Below are 18148 nucleotides of genomic sequence, written 5' to 3'. Positions count from 1 at the left end.
TGGGCTGCCGCGCCGCGGCCCATCCGCCACGCGAACGGGAGATAGTGTGATATGAAGAGGGAGCATTTTAAAGAAATGTTTCATTTCGAATAAGAGGTGCAGTGTAAAGAAGGCCATGCTGTTGTCCGACAAAGGACGGCTGCATGACCTTCTTTATATGACCGATGGCCTTCTTCTGATAATTACAAATGATCCTTGTCGTAAATAACCACTGTGGCTTCGGCCGGCGAGCCCAAGGAAGCGTCGAATGACGGATACGAGAGCTCGACCTTGAACGTTTCGCGATATTCGATATAACGATCGTCCACAATCGGCACGGTAATCTTCTTGCTCGTTTCACCGTCCGCGAAAGTAAGCGTTCCAGAGGTAGCGGCATAATCGCCATTCCAGCTGGCGGAAACGTTTGCCGTTTCGTAGCGAACCGAGACGTTCCCTCTGCTGTTTCCGGTGCGAATGACTTCGATCGTAGCGACTTTGGACTCTTCAATCGTATAGAAGACGGGCTGCTTGAACTGCAGCTTCGGCCTCGTGTCGGCATCGTTATTGTTGCCGATGATATCGATTTGGATATCAGAAGGCGGCCTGATTTCGGATGGACTTCCCGTCGTGTTTATGAGAATGACCCTAAAGCTCTCGCGCCCCTCCGAAATCGCGTCGTCCACGATCGGGATCTGAATCGTCTGCAGCGTTTCACCTTCTACAAAATATACCGAGCCGGTTGCAGCCGCATTATAATCGTCGCCGCGCGTTGTCGTAACATCGACGATCGCGTATGTTACCGTTACGGAGCCTTCTGGGAACTCGCGCTGCACGTCCAATGAGACGGTACCTGCGTTTTCTGCGATTTCCTGGTAGGGGGGGGTGGAAAACGAAATATAGTTCCTCTCCAATTCCGGATTGTAGGGGTCATTCTCATAGATATTTACGGGAATATCGGACATCTCCCCTAACGTCGCACCGACGGGATTGCTGAGAATCACGTGGAAAACAGGGGACACTTTCGCGACATAACCGTTCTCGACGATCGGCACCTCAATCGTCTTCGATGTTTCGCCGTCCGCAAATACGAGCGTTCCTTTTACGCCGATATAATGGATATATTCTTTGGCGTCATCGTTCGGATAGGTAGCGGTCTTGAAATCGATTTCCGCTTCTCCGCTCGTTCCTCCGAGTCGCTGGACGGTCACCGTAACATTCCCTTCACCTTCAGTCACGTCTACGTAAGGAAACTGAAATTGGAAATAGCCGGGACTCTCGGAACTACCAGCCCCGTTCTCTTCAGCACTTACGATGCTAATCCAGGAAAAACTAAGTACGATCACTAGTAGAACGAAAGTTATCTTTTTCACTAAGCGAATCCCTCCTTATTTTTGTTTAGAACGCGAATTCTCTATCCTCCTTTCCTTTTGATAACTGGATATTTCTCGACATAAAGCTATATCGAGAGGGGCCATAAACAGGAGAAAACTTGGCGCAAAGGCATATGCTGGACATGATATAATGACTTAGAGAATTTCGGAGGTATACGCATCTGGTTGGATAAATAAGAGTCGAGATGAGTGAATTTGGGAGTATAATCTAAATTCATTATTCGACCCTCACTTGATAATCCCTTCTCGTATTTACCATTGCTGCACATTGGGGGAGAAGAGGCATACCAGGACAACGAGGGCAAAATAGAACCATTGTTCCAAGGTGAGATATTTGGAATGAAGGGGCAAGACCTCAGCAAAATTCTGAAATCAAAAGATTATTATATAATATTTGAGAATTTAAGGCGTATCTACAAGGTGAGAGTATAGAAGATGTAGTCACCTATGAAGAATTCTTAAAAAGCCGCAAGTGCCAGTTGGTTGTGCTAGTCAAGAAGGTACTTATATTGAAATGGAAAGCCTTGAATTGACCAAAGAGCATATGATTGAAATAGCCAAGTCGGTAAAATGACAAAGGCTCCATCATTCAGCTGACGGATCACAATAGCGAGCATTCGTGAGAAAACTTAATCGTACCGAGGGAGCTAAATGATGACATAACGGCAGCCGTCCAGAAGGACCGGCTGCCGTTTCTCAAATAATGGGCAGAAAATTTCTCATTAATTCATCAAAAGAATAAGTTGACTTTGACACAGTGTCAATCTTTTAAGATAAGGGGGAAAGAAGATGAGATATCAGAATGAAAGAGATTGAACAAAGTGAGATTAAGGAAAGCTATGATTCGAACACAGCGATAGTTAACCTCCAGCCAGTGAGCGTCATCGGATTAGGCATGATGGGCTCGGCTCTTGCCCAAACGTTCCTTAAGGAAGGACATCAGACGACCGTCTGGAATCGTACGCCAGGCAAAGCTGATGCACTTATGATGCAGGGGGCGAAGCTCGCTAGCACAGTGAACGAAGTGATTGCAGCAAGCCCGATTGTGGTGATTTGTGTGCTGGATTACGGGGCCGTAGATGAAATCCTTGAGGAGGCAGGCGAGATATTGGCCGGTCGGGCGATCGTAAACCTTACAAACGGAACTCCGGCACAGGGCCGTCGAACAGCCGATTGGGTGATCGATCGGGGGGCCGATTATCTGGACGGCGGAATCATGGCTGTACCCCAGATGATTGGCACCTCTGGTGCACTTGTGCTGTACAGCGGATCAGAAAAGGTTTTCCAAGCCTACCAACCGACGCTAAAGGGGCTCGGGGCAATGAATTATCTTGGTGAAGACCCCGGCTTGGCGCCTCTTTATGACTTGGCGCTCCTAAGTGCCATGTACGGGATGTTCGGTGGTTTCTTCCATGCTACGGCCATGATCCGTTCGGAACAGATCCAAGCGGAAGCTTTTACAGAGCTTGCGGTTCCTTGGCTCCAGGCCATGTCGGCCTCGTTGCCCTTGATGGCACAGGCGGTAGATGCAGGCGAACATCGAACGAACGTGTCCAGTCTTTACATCAACCAGACGGGATTTGTTAATTTCATCGAAGTGTGCCAAGAGCAGGGCATCAGTACTGAGTTAATGACGCCGATTCAAGGATTGATCAATCGTGGTGTCGCGGAAGGCTACGGTACCGATGGACTTTCAAGGTTAGTTGAGCTTATCCGCAATCCAGTCTCGGTTTAACCGATTACCAACATCTTGTCTGAATTTTACGAAAAAGAACAGGTCCACAAAATGGACCTGATCTTTTTCGTAACCTTTTTCGCTTATTTAGTTTTGCTTAATTGTTCGGCGGAACCGATCGCCGTGCTTATCATCGTTCTCTTTACTCTCATTTGTTCAATGCGTTGTTCCAGTTTTCTTTGTACAGTAGTCATCGTTTGAATTTGATGGACGATTTCTGCATGTTTTTCCTCATAGGCTCCGAGCATTTCCTCACAGAACTCATCGCTAGGGTAAGCATCGTAATTATCATGGCACTTCAAAATTTCAAGAATTTCCTTCGTTGACATACCGAGCTCTAAACAAATTTGTATCATTTTGATTCGTTTGACGTCAACCTCGTCGAATTCTCGATAATCATTATCTAAACGCCTTGCAGTCAGCAACTTTTTCTTTTCGTAATATCGGATAGATCGGGCGCTGACACCGGTCTCTTTCGAAAGCTGGCTTATTTTCATTGGATAGCCCCTTCCATTATGATGTTACCAATCTTATTATATAGAAGTTCTTGTCGTCCGACAGCGGGCAACACTCGCGAAGAAGGCGACGCTCGCCGTTTTATATAAGTCGGGTTCAGCTTGTGGCCTCCCGTATAGCCGGGACGACCGAAACGATGCACGGCATTTCCTCGAACGGAGATACCATACACCAAAAGCAGCCGCCGGCAAAAATCGCGCGTTCCTGCTCGAGGTTAAAATATGTCGCTCAACGCGGTCGCCAAACGCTTCCAGGGCGATGTTGGCGTCTTGTTCTTCTTTATTTCGTATCCAAGGCGTTCATCGACGCCTTCGTCATCGTCGGCAAAACGTTCCATTACACGGAACGCGGGCCGGTCGGCCTGCTGCGCGACAAAAAAGCGCTGCACATCCAGTCTAGCGGCGGGATTTACTCCGCAGGGCCGGCAGCGGCCATGGATCACAGCCATCCCTATCTGCGCCTGGTGCTCGGCATCGTCGGGATTCGCGACATACAAGCGCTGTACGTGGAAGGCCATGATTTTCAACCTGAGCGCGCGAAAGAGATCGTCCGGGCAGCAATGGAACAGGCCGTCAAGCTTGCCAAGGCCTGGTAACGCGCCGGAAGCGAAAAATCCTCCCTCGAGGGGATTTTTTGTCCTTTGGCGTCACATCGAGCCCAGCTATCTCGTCTTGTTTGCAAAGAAGCAGAAAAGAGGTAATAGCTTCTTTACCTTCTCAATAAAAGATCCCCATTCCCTGAATTCGAAAACCCAATCCCCATTCTACATCTCGTAGTGCCTTTCTTAATTGAATAAGTTTATCGATTTCGGTCTGTTTAAGATTGTTTAGCGGTTTGGTCATATCATCATGTGGATAATCATTTAGGATGTCTTAAGACACTCGCAATCGCCTTGGTGCCCTCTAAAATGTTGATTTCTTCGACATTGCCAAATCCCATAATAAGTCGATCTTCGTACCTTCCTTTAACGATGGTGTATTTTTCTGCTGGATATACTTTAATATGAAGTTCCTCAAGTTGAGCGACTACTTGGGAGTCGCATAGGCTTCCGGACATTTCCGCAACCAAATGCAGGCCTGCGGCATCCCCGGATATTTTCACTCTGCTGCCGAAAATGTTGGACAAACCGGCGATGAGACATTTTCGTCTTTTGCTGTAAATGCGCTTCATATGGGCGATGTGGTGTTCCAGGTGGCGTTCGGTGATAAATCTCGCCAAAGTGATTTGCGGCAAGATCGGACAGTGCATGTCTGTCAGCTGCTTTAAACGAAGAAGCGGAGTTAGCAGCTCATGCGGAACTACCATATAACCAATACGCAACGCAGGAAACAAGTTTTTACTGAAAGTCCCGACATAGACGATACGTTCCGAGTCGAGCTCTCGTAGGGCATGTACCGGCATTCCTGTATAACGGAATTCGCTGTCGTAATCATCTTCGATAATATAACATCCGGTTTGTCGGGCGTAATCTATAAGCTGAATGCGCCGCCCAATGGAAAGAATGCTGCCTAAAGGAAATTGATGTGAAGGAGTGACGAACACGCATTTGGGGTGCCGATGAGTCGGCATGTCGTCAACGCGCAGGCCATGCTCATCTACGGGAACCGGTATAATATCAGCACCTGTCGATGCAAAAATATTTTGAATGAAGGTGGCGCTAGGATCTTCTATGACTACTGCGTCCCCCGGTTTCAATAAAAGCCGGGTCAGAATGGATATGGCTTGAGTCGCTCCGGCGGTTATGATCACCTGTGAAGGCAGACACCGAATCCCCTTGGTATGCAGCAAAAGCCGACAAATATTCGTGCGAAGCTGCCAATGGCCTGCAGGATCATCGTCATAGCCAAATTCTCCTGAATGAGTATTTGCATATGCGGCAATGGCGGTTTCTTTCCATCTCTTGAAAGGGATGTGCTCCAAAGCCGGAAAACTTGGACGAAAATCAATGCCTTGGAAGCGAGCCGGTGGTTCCGCAACAGTTCCTTCACCGGAAGAATCGATTTCTTGGAGCTGAGAAGGGAATTGTCGTTTACTTCCGCCCAAATCAACGACATAGCTGCCAGAACCTTGACGGCCCTCCAAGTATCCTTCGGCGATTAGCTGTTCAAACACGTCCACGATGAGTGCCCGCGATACTCCGAATTCGTTTGCCAAATCCCGCGTCGATGGGAGCTTAACACCGGCTGCATAGATACCTTGAAATATCTGTTCGCGCAGTAAGGAATAGATTTGTTTGGTTTTCGATTCACTTGTAGCAGAAAACGTGCGTCGGGGCATAAAGCGAGCCTCCTTCATTTCAAATAAGTGGTATGCTGATTTTCAAATAAAAGTGGATCTGATGGAATCCAATTTTACATGCTAAGATGGATATTGCCAATACAAAGTTTCAAAAAGAAGACGAAATCGATGAACCTTCGAACCTTGTTTATTCGGACCCGTGAACGGAATGTTCGAAACAGTGAAGCAAATTTTCGCCGCTATCCATTCGACTTGGCAAACATATTGGCTTTGAACGGGGGATTGCCTGTTCACTGGTTATGATAACGGGAGGCACGCTTTTGCGTATGGTCGCGCATTCTGCTTCTTACCGCCGTTTTGACAGGTGTTGGCGTAGCTGTGATGGGGCCACTAATATCCGGATTTATCAAAAAGGCACTTTTTCCGCAACATTCCAATGATGATCGCCTAATACTCTATGGCCTTGTTGCTGGGGGCCAGCTCTTGGGGCCAGCTTGTCCGCTCCTATTCAAATGAAATTACACTCATGGGCAAACGGCGTTTGCTTTTTGGGCGCTGCTCGCGGTCGCGGCTGTTCCGGTGTGGTATGCAGTAGTTAAATAGCAAGTCTATTCTCCAATCGTGGAGGCTGTGGAACCGTCTCAAACGTCGGCGTTGCCGTGAGGAATAAAAAGGCATGGCTGTTAACCTTCCATTTTGGACTTATGGCTTTGGTTTTTTATTCCTTGATGGAATGGTTGCCGTATGATGGAAAGTGCGGGGTACTCACGCTTTTACGCGGGAATGCTACTGACGATGTTTGCCTTGATTCAAATACCGGGCGGGCTGGTGGTTCAGATGCTGCTGAAACGCTTACCTTCCCGCTTGGTCTGGCTTCTTTCAGCCTCATTTTTGCAGCTAATCGGGCTGATCATAACTTATCCCCTTATGCCATGCCTTATACATGGAAGCTGTCGAATAGCAGAGCGGCGTCTACCGGGTTTGCGTTTTCGAATATTCGGAAGTCGATTGCCGGTATGGTCCAGGAAAGCATGGCGCGACTGGGCATTGGAATAAACGGCTGCAACATTTAAATATTTACGAAACAACCTACGGGAGAAGCATGGCAACTTATCAAGAATCCGTATCCGTTGGCTAACACCATTTGGAGGCTCGATATTCAATGAACAAGCTCTGGTATTTATCGCAAATCAGCATTTTTGAAGAAATGTCGCAAGAAGAGATGAGAGAGATTGATCAGTTAGATACCATCCATCATTTCAATTGGATCACAAAAAAAACATTGGTCCAAACCCCGGAGTCCACCCGCGAGGGACTCTATTTCGTCAAGGAGGGTAAGCTTAGACTCTATAAACTGAACGACAGCGGAAAACAGTTCACGCTTGGCATACTCACAAAAGGAAATATATTCGGAGAGTTAAATTCATTCTCGTTCGGAACCAGCCGGGTTTATATTGAAACACTGGAATCGTCACTTCTTTGCACCATGTTCGAGCCTCAGTTCGAACGGCTGATGATCAATCGGCCTCAGCTCGCGCTCAAATTTCTTAAAGCACTCAGTGACCGGTTAAAGGAGCGGGATGATCAATTGGAACAGCTTGCGCTTCATGGTCTTAGAAAACGCGTGATCCATCTCCTTTCCACACTGAGCGAAAAATTCGGCGTCATTCAAGACGGATATGCGCTGATCGATCTGCCTCTTTCCCATCAAGAGATTGCCAATATGCTCGGTGCTAGCCGCGAAGCGGTCAGTGGCGTGATGAGCGAGCTTGCCAAGGAGGGCGTCGTTAAGACTTCACGCCTGTCTGTTCAACTTGCTGTTACAATACTTGAAGAAAATATTCCTCAAAACTCTACACATTGACATGCAAAGACCACCGATGGTCTTTGCTTTGTCGTAAATGTTCCCATGTCCGAAGCCGGAAATGAACGGGGCGTCGCGGCTGACGATGATCCACGAGGCCTGGTCACTGTCCCTGAGCCCTTACGGACGAACGCGGATGATCGTTTTTCCCTTGGATCCGCTCATTCGGGTTGAAAGCAGCGACGGCATCGTCGAGGGTCGCGATTTGGCCGATGTTTGTCCGCAGCCGACCATCCCGGACCCGCTGGACGATATCACCCACTTGCGCGCGATCGGCCTCGACGACGAAATCAACCGCCAAGCACTCGGCCGGCTGTGCCTCGGGCAGGCCGGCGATGGTCACCAGCATTCCGCCGGGGTAAACCAGACCCGCGGACCTCTTCCCGATTTCGCCACCAGATCACGTCGATTACCAGATCGACGCCGCCGACGTCTTCCAGCGATGCTTGCCGACGGTTTAGATTAACGGCGTGGATTATACGATCTCATTTACGAAGGAGATGATCCGGTTTGAAAAATAATATCATCGAATACTGTCTTAACAAAAAAGGTGCGATTAAGGATTATCCCTTGGGGGGACCCGATCCATTCGCGATAAAAATTGCAGGTAAAATATTCGCTCTTTTTTATGAGGAAAAAGGGTACTTGAACCTAAAATGCGACCCGGTGATTGCGGAAAACTTGAGAGAGCAGCATGAGGATGTTCGACCGGCGTATCATATGAACAAACAGCACTGGAATACGATTATTCTCGAGGGTTCTTTGTCAGAGTCGGATATCTTTGCAATGATTGACCAATCTTACGATTTGGTTGTTAAAAGCCTTCCTAAGAGCATCCGGGAGTCTATTTAGTTTTACAATTGTTGGATATCTATCATACAAATGTGTTTCCTCATTTTTACATGACTGGGCTGCGCTCCCGTATCTCAAGGCAGGAAGGGGCAGATCCGCGTAAACCGCGGATTTCTTCATTTTCACGATACAAGTTTTTGTCCAATGCGCTCGACAAGAACTTGCATATCGTTAGCCGAAAGGACAAAAACTGCGCCGAAACGAAAGATTTTTATATTTATCCACGTCGCAGTATAGCGTGACTTACTTTCCCTCTCCTCTCCCTGCGCTCCTGGCAGGGAGAGGAGAGACACCTAACAATAACTAAAAAATTTATCATAAAAATGAACCTCCATTGCCTTGGTCAATTCCTTGCCTGTGTCCCAATCCACAAACTCCCCTGTACGGAATGGATTACAGTAGCCTTTACGATGACCATCGAAGTTTTGCTGTTCGTTCGAAATCCCGGATAGCGTTCCCCTAACGACTGCATAGACAGCCTTTCGTGTTCAGTGAAAATAAAGTATTAGACTGGGAAAATAAAGTTGTAGACTGAAAAATAAAGTATTAGACTCAAGGGACGGCGCTCAACTAACGGGCAGCATTCGTTAAACCTTATTGGACAAAAGCCTCCATTAGTTGAAAAAGACGATATAATAACTTTTAAAGTATAGAGTAATATTTGTATTCGCAAGAGGAGGTTCGTTCTCATGAATATTTTAATTTTAGGTGCAACTGGACGAGTCGGAGGTCAAATAGTTACTTATGCCCTTCATGACAGACATCATGTTACTGTATTAGTTCGTACTCCAGAGAAGATTCAAATAAATAATGGAAATTTAACGATTATTCAAGGTAATGTTTTAAATAAAGATGATATCATACGTGCAACACATGGGATTGATGTAGTTATTAGTGCACTAAATACTGATGGGACAACTACTCTATCAGAAAGTATGCCTCTAATTATCGAAGCAATGCAAAACGAAGGTATACAACGAATTATAACTATAGGAACTGCTGGTATCCTGCAAAGTAGAACCACCCCAGATTCACTGCGTTATCAGTCAAGTGAATCAAAGCGGAAGTCAGTCCGTGCAGCAAAAGAACATCATAAAGTTTACGATATGCTAAAACAATCAACACTCGAATGGACTATTGTCTGTCCTACGTATTTGCCGGATGGAGAAAGTGTAGGTAAATATCGTGTAGACCTTAATTTTTTGCCGGAAGGTGGTGTTGAAATATCCGTGTCGGATACAGCAGAATTTACATATAGCCAGATAAAAAGTAGCGATTTTGTAAAATCACGTGTGGGTATCGCCTACTAATACTATAAAAGAAAGACTTTCTTTGGTGGAGTGATCAAGGGAGGGTATGTACTACAGAAGGTTATAAGAGAAGATTACTTAATGAAAAACAGGCCAAATTTGATTACGCTAACAGGTACGATAGCTCAATACAAATCACGTTGAGGTAGTCGAAATAACCGGCTTCCTATTCCGTGCAAATAGGCAGGTTAACTTCATACAATCATCCGATTATTAATGAAATTCAATGAAGCAAACGGAATTTGTTTTTGGAAAATGCAACAATTTAGGAGCATAGGAACGTCAATTTTATTGAAGTATCTATATAACCAAATAACCACAAATTGGAGGATGAATTTTGAAATCAAAATTATTTATCAAAATTTTTGTTATTACGGCGGCTGTTGCATGTTTTTCAATTTCTATCGCTAATGCAGCAACACCTCCTGTTAACGGTTCCGTTATATTAGATGGTCAACCCCTTAGCTTTGATGCAAAACCGATTGTGATAAATGGAAATACGATGGTGCCATTCCGTCAGCTATTTGAAACTTTAAAGATGAATGTTAATTGGGATTCCAAAACAAAGAATATCACAGCAAGAGAAGATGATTTAACAATTGAAATGACTCTGGGGAGCTTTAAAGCAACTGTCAATGAAAAGGAATATACTTTAACTCAAGGTCCGTTTGACTCTCCTGAAGGAACTGTTTATGTGAATCTTAGATTCATAAGTGAAGCTGTAGGGGCAACAGTTAGTTGGGATAATGAAAAGAAGATAGCAACGATTAATACGAAATAAAAAACCAATAGACTAAGTGCCAACATTAAAGCGACTTCGTTAAGTTAACGGGTACGTTAGTTCAACGAATCATGGGTCAGTTTGCCGGCGGCAGCTGCCTTAAGCTAAAGGGCAGATAAGTGCAATAAGAAAAAAGGGGGTATTTTTTGTTAAAGATATTACGTTATGTTTTATCACCAGTTATTATTATAATTGCTGCTTATGGACTCATTACAAAGAATTTTGAGTTTCAAACACTTATGATATTACTTTTGAGTTTAATGATGTTGGTGATGGGGTTAGAGGAATTTCAAAAAGAGCGAAAAACATATGGTTGGCTTCTGGTTGTTGTCTTCCTTTTTTCATTATTTGTATCAGTACAGGGCTTTTTGTTGAACTAACGGATTACGATAGTGGAGGAGTTTGCTTAGGGCAGCTCCTCTTTTTAGTTCGTTGAAGTAACGGGCAGGATATCGTGGGAAGTTTCAGTTATAATAGTATTAGTAAGAGTACCAAAGGGAACCTCGGAAACCTAATGTTTTTCCCTTTACTGTTTACACTAAGCTTAAAGGTACGCGGCTAGCCCCATTAAAAAAACCTCATATACATCACCATACTTCCTTGAAGGGGGACATCTGTTTTGGATTCGCAGTTTCTAGATTTATTGGCCCAGAAATATGATACGGAAGAAAAAGTTGTAACTGAAATCATCAACCTTGAAGCGGTCTCCAATCTTCCCAAGGGAACTGAGCATTTTGTCAGTGATTTGCATGGGGAGTTCCAGGCTTTTCAGCATGTACTAAGAAACGGTTCGGGTACCGTAAAAGAGAAAATCAAAGCCTTGTTCCGTGAGGTTTGGACGGATCATGAAATCAATGATTTTACTGCGTTAGTTTATTATCCGAAAGAAAAAATACAGCTGGTTAAAGGAGACCTGTGCAATAAACAAGCCTTAAACCGATGGTACAGAGAAACGATTGAACAAATGCTTAAGCTCATTTCTTATGCCTCTTCCAAATATACGCGCGCGAAATTGCGTAAAGCTCTGCCGGAGCAGTTTGTATATATTGTAGAAGAGCTTCTATACAAGACGGATTCGACCAACAATAAGGACCCTTATTATGAGGAGATATACCGGCAGATTATTTCCTTGGGCCAGGCGGACAAGCTCATTATCGGCCTTGCTTATACGACCCAGCGCCTGGTGGTTGACCATCTTCATGTGGTCGGAGATATCTATGACCGCGGGCCGGACCCCGATAAAATTATGGACACGCTGATCAATTACCATTCTGTAGACATTCAGTGGGGGAACCATGATGTCCTGTGGATAGGCGCCTATGCGGGTTCCCTGGTCTGCCTTGCGAATATTATCCGGATCTGCGCCAGATACGACAATATGGACATCATCGAAGACGTATATGGAATCAATCTTCGCCCACTGCTAAACTTGGCGGAGAAATACTATGATGACAATCCGGCCTTTAGACCGAAGCTGCAGACCGACCATAACGGTTCGGAGCAGGAAATCCTGCAGATTACCAAAATTCATCAAGCCATTGCCATGATCCAGTTTAAGCTTGAAATCCCGATTATCAAGAGACGCCCATACTTTAATATGTCTAAAAGGCTTTTGCTTGAGGAGATCGATTACGACAAAACTGAAATCAAGATCGGCGGAAAAACTTACCCGCTGGAAAACACCTGTTTCGCAACCGTAAATCCGCAGCAGCCTGAGCAATTGCTGGAGGAAGAACAGCAGGTGATGGAAAAACTGCTGTTCTCCGTTCAGCATTCCGAAAAGCTGGCCAGACATATGAATTTTCTTATGAAAAAGGGCAGTCTTTATTTAAAATACAACGGGAATTTGTTATTTCACGGCTGTATTCCTTTGGATGAAGAAGGAAACATGGAAGAAATGCAGATTGAAGACAAGACGTATTCGGGCCGTCAGCTGCTCGATGTTTTTGAATATTATTTACGTTACGCCTTTGCGCATCCGGAAGAGACGGATGATCTGGCTACGGATATGGTATGGTACATCTGGACAGGGGAATGTTCCTCGCTCTTTGGAAAGAGAGAAATGACCACCTTTGAACGGTACTTTATCCAAGATAAAGAAACCTACAAAGAAAGAAAGAACCCTTATTACCATTTGCGTGAAAATGAGGAGATCTGCCGGAAAATCATGCTGGAGTTTGATATGAATCCGAATCATGGACATATCATTAACGGCCACACGCCAGTTAAAGAAATTCGTGGAGAGAACCCCGTTAAAGCTAACGGGAAAATGGTTGTCATTGACGGCGGTTTTTCCAAAGCCTATCAATCCACAACGGGCATCGCCGGATATACCTTGTTGTATAATTCCTTTGGCATGCAGCTCGTTGCCCATCAGAAATTTAATTCAAAAGAAGATGTATTATGTAACGGAACGGACGTATTGTCTGTAAAAAGGCTGGTGGACAAAGAACTGGAGCGGAAGCTGGTGAGGGAAACCAATGTAGGGGAGAAGCTGCTGCAGAAAATCTCAAATTTGAAGAATCTCCTGGAATATCGCTACATGAAATGAAACAACTTCCAAATGAAACAACTGGTACCGCCGCGTTGTGATATGCTCCCCATACGGTAGACAGGTGAAATAATAAAACCTGCTATGGGGGGCTTTTTCATACGCAAAAAACAATATTCAGCGTCAGAGAAACTCGTTATTCTTAGTGAAATGGAACGTGGCAATGTGCGTTTAATGAGGTTCCTCTAGTGTTATTAATTATCAGTCATCTTAGTTGTACCAATTCCAATGATATGAAAGGTAAATTCCTCATGTCATAATAAAGTGTACGTAGTAATAAATCCAGATAAAGGAGGTTATGTTTTGGAAAAAGAAATCGTCGATAAAAACCTGTTTATGATGTGCAAAGCACTGAATCCCAGTGCCCTTACTGAATTGTCAAATGAGTATCATGTAAGAACATGTAGAAGAAACGAGATAAATATTTGGAAAGAGATGCCTTTTGATGACGCGAAGTCCGCCAAAGAATATTATGGCTTTATGAAAAGTTATTTTAATGATGTCTATGCAGATAGAGAAAGCTTATTTTTCCAGAAGTGTTTATTTGTCTGTGATAAAAACGATACTCCTATCGCAACATGCTTTGGATGGAAATCGTACGAGAAAATCACTACGATACATTGGTTTAAGGTTCTGAAAAAAGACGAGGGATTAGGCATAGGCAGAGCGTTGCTTTCTATTGTCATGAACAGTTTTGCAGTGAATGACTATCCCGTCTATCTTCATACTCAGCCACCCAGCTTTCGAGCAATAAAACTATATTCAGATTTTGGCTTTGCTTTTTTGACAGATCAAGTAATCGGGTACAGACCAAATGACTTGGAAGAAAGCTTGCCTTTTCTAAAAGCAAATATGTTTCAAAAGGATTTTGAAAAGTTACAATTTGCAAAAGCACCGGAGGATTTTTTGAAAGCAGTAAAATCATCGAACATAAATCAATTTTAACAGCAGTCTGTTGAGTGGATGGTAGCTGATTAGATTCGATTAATTTAAAGGTTCTCATCACCCTCATTCTTCAATACCAAGAGTATCGAGTCTAATAAAAAAAGAAACACGCCTCTCGTTTGAGGCGTGTTCGAACAGCTTACTTTGTTGTTTTTAAATGGTCTTGATCGTAAATGACAACCTCTGTTTCCGCAATGGCTCCCACGTTCGCATTGTCATTAGGACCCTGGTTGCTCAGTTTAACCCCGAATGTTTCCCGGTACTCCACCAAAGAATCGTCCACGATAGGAATACGAATGATCTTGCTGGTTTCACCATCTGCGAACGTCACTGTACCATACGAATCAATAAAGTCGCTGCCTTTCATTGCCGTCTTGGACTGGGTGGAATAGGATACGGTAACCGCTCCTTTGCTTGTGCCCGCCCGGACCAGCTTGACGTTGACAACTTTGGATTCTTCCAATTCATAGGTGACAGCCGATACGAATTGGACGCTCGCGTCTTTGTTAATAGTAACTTCTAATCTGGATGGTTCTGTTGTAGCTTCCTTTATATCGATTTTAACTAAAACGGCAGTTTTGTCTGTATCATAGTTGTATTGTGATAGAATTGTACCACCTTCTACAGAATATTCGCCTCTGGGCATAAGGAAACGCACCCTGCCGTCATAGAAGTTTTGTTTTATATTATTGGTTACGACCACGCTGTTTTGGTTTTTTGTTCCGTCATTTGCGTTGGCAAAGGACTCTGTAACAGCAAATTCGGTAGGCTCATAGGTCGTTGGAACGGAGGTATCTGCAGTTTCGCTCATATTGTACATCCTGAACCTGTCAACACCCATAACCATTGATGATTGGCTTGCCTGAGGGGATACCCAGGACCCGTCGGTCTGCTTTTTGAAATTGTAAAAACCATGCTCTTCGTAATTTTGTCCGGCGCTTGCAGAAAATACGGGGAAGGGAGTTGTTTGCAATTTTTTTGCAGTGTGGTTATGACCTACAAGTGCAAGATCACTTGGTTTGTCTGCCGTAGGGATCGTATATTTATAGTCAAGGGTTTGACTGCCTTCATTACCATAGAAGTGGGAGGCCCATAGACGATATTTTATGGTTGGATCGTTAAAGCTGTTGTTGAATGTATCTTTTGAATATTGTAAATGGCCATCCCAGGTCCACTCACTTGCTAACAGATAGAATGATCCCATACGTATTGAAAACGCAGTCGCACCTACAATGCTTTCATAAATGTCGTACCATCTCGCGGAATCCTTATAGTCACTGTAGCCTGTATCATGGTTTCCGCCGACCATAACTGTGGGCACAGTATAATTTGATTTGGCTTGCATATAGCCGCTGAGCATTTGAGGACCGGTAAGGTCTCCTGCCCAGGTAGGTGCGTCTATTCCGTTATGAAGATTCGCTTCATGATAAAACTGGATATTGTCACCGGTGTGGAGGACCATACGGGGATTAATGATATTGATAACTGAAGCAGCCCAGTTTATCTGATCAAAGCTTCCGTTGCCGCCGGTAGCATGAGACTTTCCGCTTGACTTTACTGCATCTACCCTCATAACGTGCTCGTCAGATGTATGTAAAATATAAAAGTCCTGCTCTAAATTCTGCTCTACCTTTATGGAACGACTGGAGGTAAGAGTATCATTGCTGCTGTTTTTAAGTACTAGAGAGAAAAGCTCAGGAGAAATATCCTCAGGAACGGTAACCGTAAAAATATAGCCATCCTCACCGCCGTAGTAAACTTTCCCTGTTTTGACAGTAACCGTAGCGTTCCATGATCTCAGGTCATTCTGCAATTCAGCTGTCCATCCGGTAGTGGATAAAGCTGCTGTAGATCGAACCTCAACATCGAAAGACTGACCGGGCTGAGCAAAGGCTGGGTTGCTTGCCCTTGGCGACCAGATATTGGCTGTTTTCGTATTTCCATAAGGATTGGTGATTTCGTAGCTTTGTTCGTACTGTGCGGGCTGCTGTACGTTCGCAGCAGATGCCGGCAAACCGAATGCGCCTAACATAAACGATCCTGACAAAAGAAGTGCTGCGATTTTTACGCGATTCGTGTGAGTTTTCATAAAAAACCTCCTCATTTTGATTTTGAACATTTTTCTGTTCGTATTTGCATTACAATAACATAGCACTGTAAATGGAAAATCATAGAATGGTAAAGTTTTTGTAAGAATAAGAAGTGTAGGGAAATTTGTTAACCATACCCAAACCGATATGGAAAGCTAAATGAGGGGGCTGTCAACACAGCGTAAAGCAAAGAGGTCAACCAGTAAAAACTGGCTGACCTCATAATACGACGGGTACTATAGCTTGATAAAGACATTTGACGAAGGAGCTGTCGCGGCAGCTCCTTCTTTTGTTTCTTCGCAAAATCGCTTATTTAATGGTGACAAGAACATGATCTGATTTCCGACGAAGACAATTGCTCGACGGATGGCGCCGTTGCCTGAGGCAAACTGAGCAAAATGGAGTGATTTTGGTTATTGGATATGTTTGTAATTTGACAGTAAGTTTAAGCAATCATTATAATGATGTTAGTTATCGATAACATACATGCAAAGGAGAGGTGCAAATGAATTTGCAAGGAAAAGTGGCTATTGTAACTGGAGGAGCGCGCGGTATTGGAAGTGCAACATCAAAATTACTAGCACAACGCGGAGCAAAAGTCGTAGTGAATTATGTTCGTAATCATGATGCTGCACATGCAGTGGTTGATGCTATTCGAACAGATGGAGGTGAGGCCATAGCTGTTCAGGCAGATATTCGTGATGAGAACCAAGTTGCTGAGCTTATAAAGAAAACGAAAGAAGCTTTTGGTGTACGAATTGATATTTTAGTGAATAATGCAAACATGTCTTTTGTAACAAAGCCATTTGCTGAAATGGTATGGGGTGAGTTTTCCCAAAAGTTAAATGATGAACTAAAATCAGTATTTGTCATGACGCAGGCTGTTATTCCCTTTATGGTCGAACAAAAATATGGGCGCATTATTTATATCTCCTCTGGCTCAGGCAAGCATATTGCCCCCAACATGATTGCTCACGGTACAGCTAAAGGCGGCCTTGATACTTTCGCTATGTATATCGCCAGTGAATTCGGACCCTATGGGATCACTTCTAATGTGGTTGCTCCAGGGGTGGTTGAAACAGATGCTACTGCGTTTATGTCCGAAGAAATGAAGCAAACGATAAGCAATTTCACTCCACTTCGTCGCTTGGCTCAGCCCAATGATGTGGCAAGGGTCATTTCTTTCCTGGCAAGCGATGACAGTCAATTCACTACAGGTACGTATACGCCAGTAAATGGAGGAAGTTATATGGAATAGGAGTAGTGTAAAGAGAATTGTTATAAAGAATGGGGGCGCGCCTTTATGCATGAAAAAGAGATAGGTACTTCTGATCGAATTCTTGATGCTGCTCTTCAATTAATGCAAGCAAAGGGATTCAAATCAGTAACAATAAAGGATATTGCCATCGCCTCGGAAGTAAGCGAGATGACGGTATTTCGCCATTTTAAGACCAAAAAAGGGGTGCTCGAAGCAGCCGTTAAAAAATATTCATATGCCCCTAGTTTAAAAAAAATATTTGAACAAAAAGTCGTACACGAGTTGGAACAAGACCTAAAACTTATTGCAAAGTCGTATCTTGACTTAATGGAGAATAACAGGGAAATTTTTTTAATTGCCATTCAAGAACGAACGACTATGCCCGAATTAATCAACCTTATTGCTGAAAATACAAAGCAATTGCAAAGATTATTAACAGATTACTTTTTGGTAATGCAGGATCAGAACAAAATGGTCATTACTGATGCTTCTAAACAAGCCATGGTGTTGTTGACCATGTATTACGGTTATTTTTCTTCTCATGCATTATGGAATACTCAATTTATCAGTGACACCAAAGAGGAATTTATAGAAAACAGCGTGAATACTTTTTGTGATGGTTTATCAAAGTAATACTG

The 18148-nt window shown here is 44.0% G+C and carries 18 protein-coding genes and 2 pseudogenes; 14 read left to right on the top strand and 6 right to left on the bottom strand.

The annotated features are described in order from the left end of the window. Positions 1-182: 182 nt before the first annotated feature. Positions 183-1349, bottom strand: a complete 1167-nt coding sequence (locus tag AC0YOA_RS13255) for a Calx-beta domain-containing protein (protein ID WP_475786972.1) — start codon at positions 1347-1349, stop codon at positions 183-185. Positions 1350-1780: 431 nt separating this feature from the next. Between AC0YOA_RS13255 and AC0YOA_RS13250 the strand changes: the two are divergent. Next, positions 1781-1903, top strand: a pseudogene (locus AC0YOA_RS13250) (hypothetical protein); the annotation flags it as partial. Positions 1904-2172: 269 nt separating this feature from the next. Then, positions 2173-3105: an NAD(P)-dependent oxidoreductase gene (locus AC0YOA_RS13245; protein ID WP_475786971.1), complete on the top strand. Its 933-nt coding sequence runs from the start codon at positions 2173-2175 to the stop codon at positions 3103-3105. 83 nt (positions 3106-3188) lie between these two features. Here the strand turns inward: AC0YOA_RS13245 and AC0YOA_RS13240 are convergent, their stop codons facing one another. Beyond that, positions 3189-3602, bottom strand: a complete 414-nt coding sequence (locus tag AC0YOA_RS13240; RefSeq protein WP_475786970.1) for a MerR family transcriptional regulator — start codon at positions 3600-3602, stop codon at positions 3189-3191. 115 nt (positions 3603-3717) lie between these two features. Continuing rightward, entirely contained in the window at positions 3718-3789 is a 72-nt protein-coding gene (locus tag AC0YOA_RS13235) for a hypothetical protein (protein ID WP_475787384.1), read from the bottom strand. On the opposite strand from AC0YOA_RS13235, the gene AC0YOA_RS13230 reads away from it, so the two are divergent. After that, positions 3758-4216, top strand: a complete 459-nt coding sequence (locus tag AC0YOA_RS13230; protein WP_475786969.1) for an FMN-dependent NADH-azoreductase — start codon at positions 3758-3760, stop codon at positions 4214-4216. The two genes, AC0YOA_RS13235 and AC0YOA_RS13230, sit on opposite strands and share 32 nt — an antisense overlap. Before the next feature lie 263 nt (positions 4217-4479). On the opposite strand, the gene pdxR is transcribed toward AC0YOA_RS13230, so the two are convergent. Continuing rightward, positions 4480-5898 (bottom strand): MocR-like pyridoxine biosynthesis transcription factor PdxR, encoded by a 1419-nt coding sequence (gene pdxR / locus AC0YOA_RS13225; RefSeq protein ID WP_475786968.1) that lies wholly within the window; start codon positions 5896-5898, stop codon positions 4480-4482. Positions 5899-6518: 620 nt separating this feature from the next. Between pdxR and AC0YOA_RS13220 the strand changes: the two genes are divergently transcribed. From AC0YOA_RS13220 to AC0YOA_RS13205, 4 genes are all read left to right on the top strand, one after another. Beyond that, positions 6519-6932, top strand: a complete 414-nt coding sequence (locus AC0YOA_RS13220) for a hypothetical protein (RefSeq protein ID WP_475786967.1) — start codon at positions 6519-6521, stop codon at positions 6930-6932. An 89-nt stretch (positions 6933-7021) separates the two neighbouring features. Continuing rightward, entirely contained in the window at positions 7022-7723 is a 702-nt protein-coding gene (locus AC0YOA_RS13215) for a Crp/Fnr family transcriptional regulator (RefSeq protein WP_475786966.1), read from the top strand. Positions 7724-7859: 136 nt separating this feature from the next. Beyond that, positions 7860-8189: a hypothetical protein gene (locus AC0YOA_RS13210; RefSeq protein ID WP_475786965.1), complete on the top strand. Its 330-nt coding sequence runs from the start codon at positions 7860-7862 to the stop codon at positions 8187-8189. 44 nt (positions 8190-8233) lie between these two features. Then, positions 8234-8575: an MmcQ/YjbR family DNA-binding protein gene (locus AC0YOA_RS13205; RefSeq protein WP_475786964.1), complete on the top strand. Its 342-nt coding sequence runs from the start codon at positions 8234-8236 to the stop codon at positions 8573-8575. 293 nt (positions 8576-8868) lie between these two features. On the opposite strand, the pseudogene AC0YOA_RS13200 reads toward AC0YOA_RS13205, so the two are convergent. After that, positions 8869-9048 (bottom strand): annotated as a pseudogene (locus tag AC0YOA_RS13200) (hypothetical protein); the annotation flags it as partial. A 216-nt stretch (positions 9049-9264) separates the two neighbouring features. Between AC0YOA_RS13200 and AC0YOA_RS13195 the strand changes: the two are divergent. From AC0YOA_RS13195 to AC0YOA_RS13175, 5 genes are all read left to right on the top strand, one after another. After that, a complete protein-coding gene (locus AC0YOA_RS13195) occupies positions 9265-9885 on the top strand; it encodes an NAD(P)-dependent oxidoreductase (protein WP_475786963.1) in 621 nt (206 codons plus the stop codon). A gap of 337 nt (positions 9886-10222) precedes the next feature. After that, positions 10223-10666, top strand: a complete 444-nt coding sequence (locus tag AC0YOA_RS13190) for a copper amine oxidase N-terminal domain-containing protein (RefSeq protein ID WP_475786962.1) — start codon at positions 10223-10225, stop codon at positions 10664-10666. Between the two features lie 146 nt (positions 10667-10812). After that, positions 10813-11046, top strand: coding sequence for a DUF3953 domain-containing protein (locus AC0YOA_RS13185; RefSeq protein ID WP_475786961.1), 234 nt, complete (start codon positions 10813-10815; stop codon positions 11044-11046). A gap of 239 nt (positions 11047-11285) precedes the next feature. Further along, positions 11286-13217, top strand: a complete 1932-nt coding sequence (locus tag AC0YOA_RS13180; RefSeq protein WP_475786960.1) for a fructose-1,6-bisphosphatase — start codon at positions 11286-11288, stop codon at positions 13215-13217. A 303-nt stretch (positions 13218-13520) separates the two neighbouring features. After that, positions 13521-14162: a GNAT family N-acetyltransferase gene (locus AC0YOA_RS13175; RefSeq protein ID WP_475786959.1), complete on the top strand. Its 642-nt coding sequence runs from the start codon at positions 13521-13523 to the stop codon at positions 14160-14162. Positions 14163-14301: 139 nt separating this feature from the next. Here AC0YOA_RS13175 and AC0YOA_RS13170 read toward each other — a convergent pair whose 3' ends face one another. Further along, complete coding sequence (locus AC0YOA_RS13170) at positions 14302-16251, bottom strand: Calx-beta domain-containing protein (protein WP_475786958.1); 1950 nt, start codon at positions 16249-16251, stop codon at positions 14302-14304. Positions 16252-16757: 506 nt separating this feature from the next. On the opposite strand from AC0YOA_RS13170, the gene AC0YOA_RS13165 reads away from it, so the two are divergent. Further along, a complete protein-coding gene (locus AC0YOA_RS13165) occupies positions 16758-17510 on the top strand; it encodes an SDR family NAD(P)-dependent oxidoreductase (protein ID WP_475786957.1) in 753 nt (250 codons plus the stop codon). 45 nt (positions 17511-17555) lie between these two features. Further along, positions 17556-18143, top strand: coding sequence for a TetR/AcrR family transcriptional regulator (locus tag AC0YOA_RS13160; protein ID WP_475786956.1), 588 nt, complete (start codon positions 17556-17558; stop codon positions 18141-18143). Positions 18144-18148: the final 5 nt, after the last annotated feature.

The sequence above is a fragment of the Paenibacillus sp. JT22N12 genome (genome assembly GCF_056269365.1).
The sequence above is the reverse complement of the archived record's forward strand: the minus strand, read 5'-3'. Positions and strand labels throughout refer to the sequence as shown.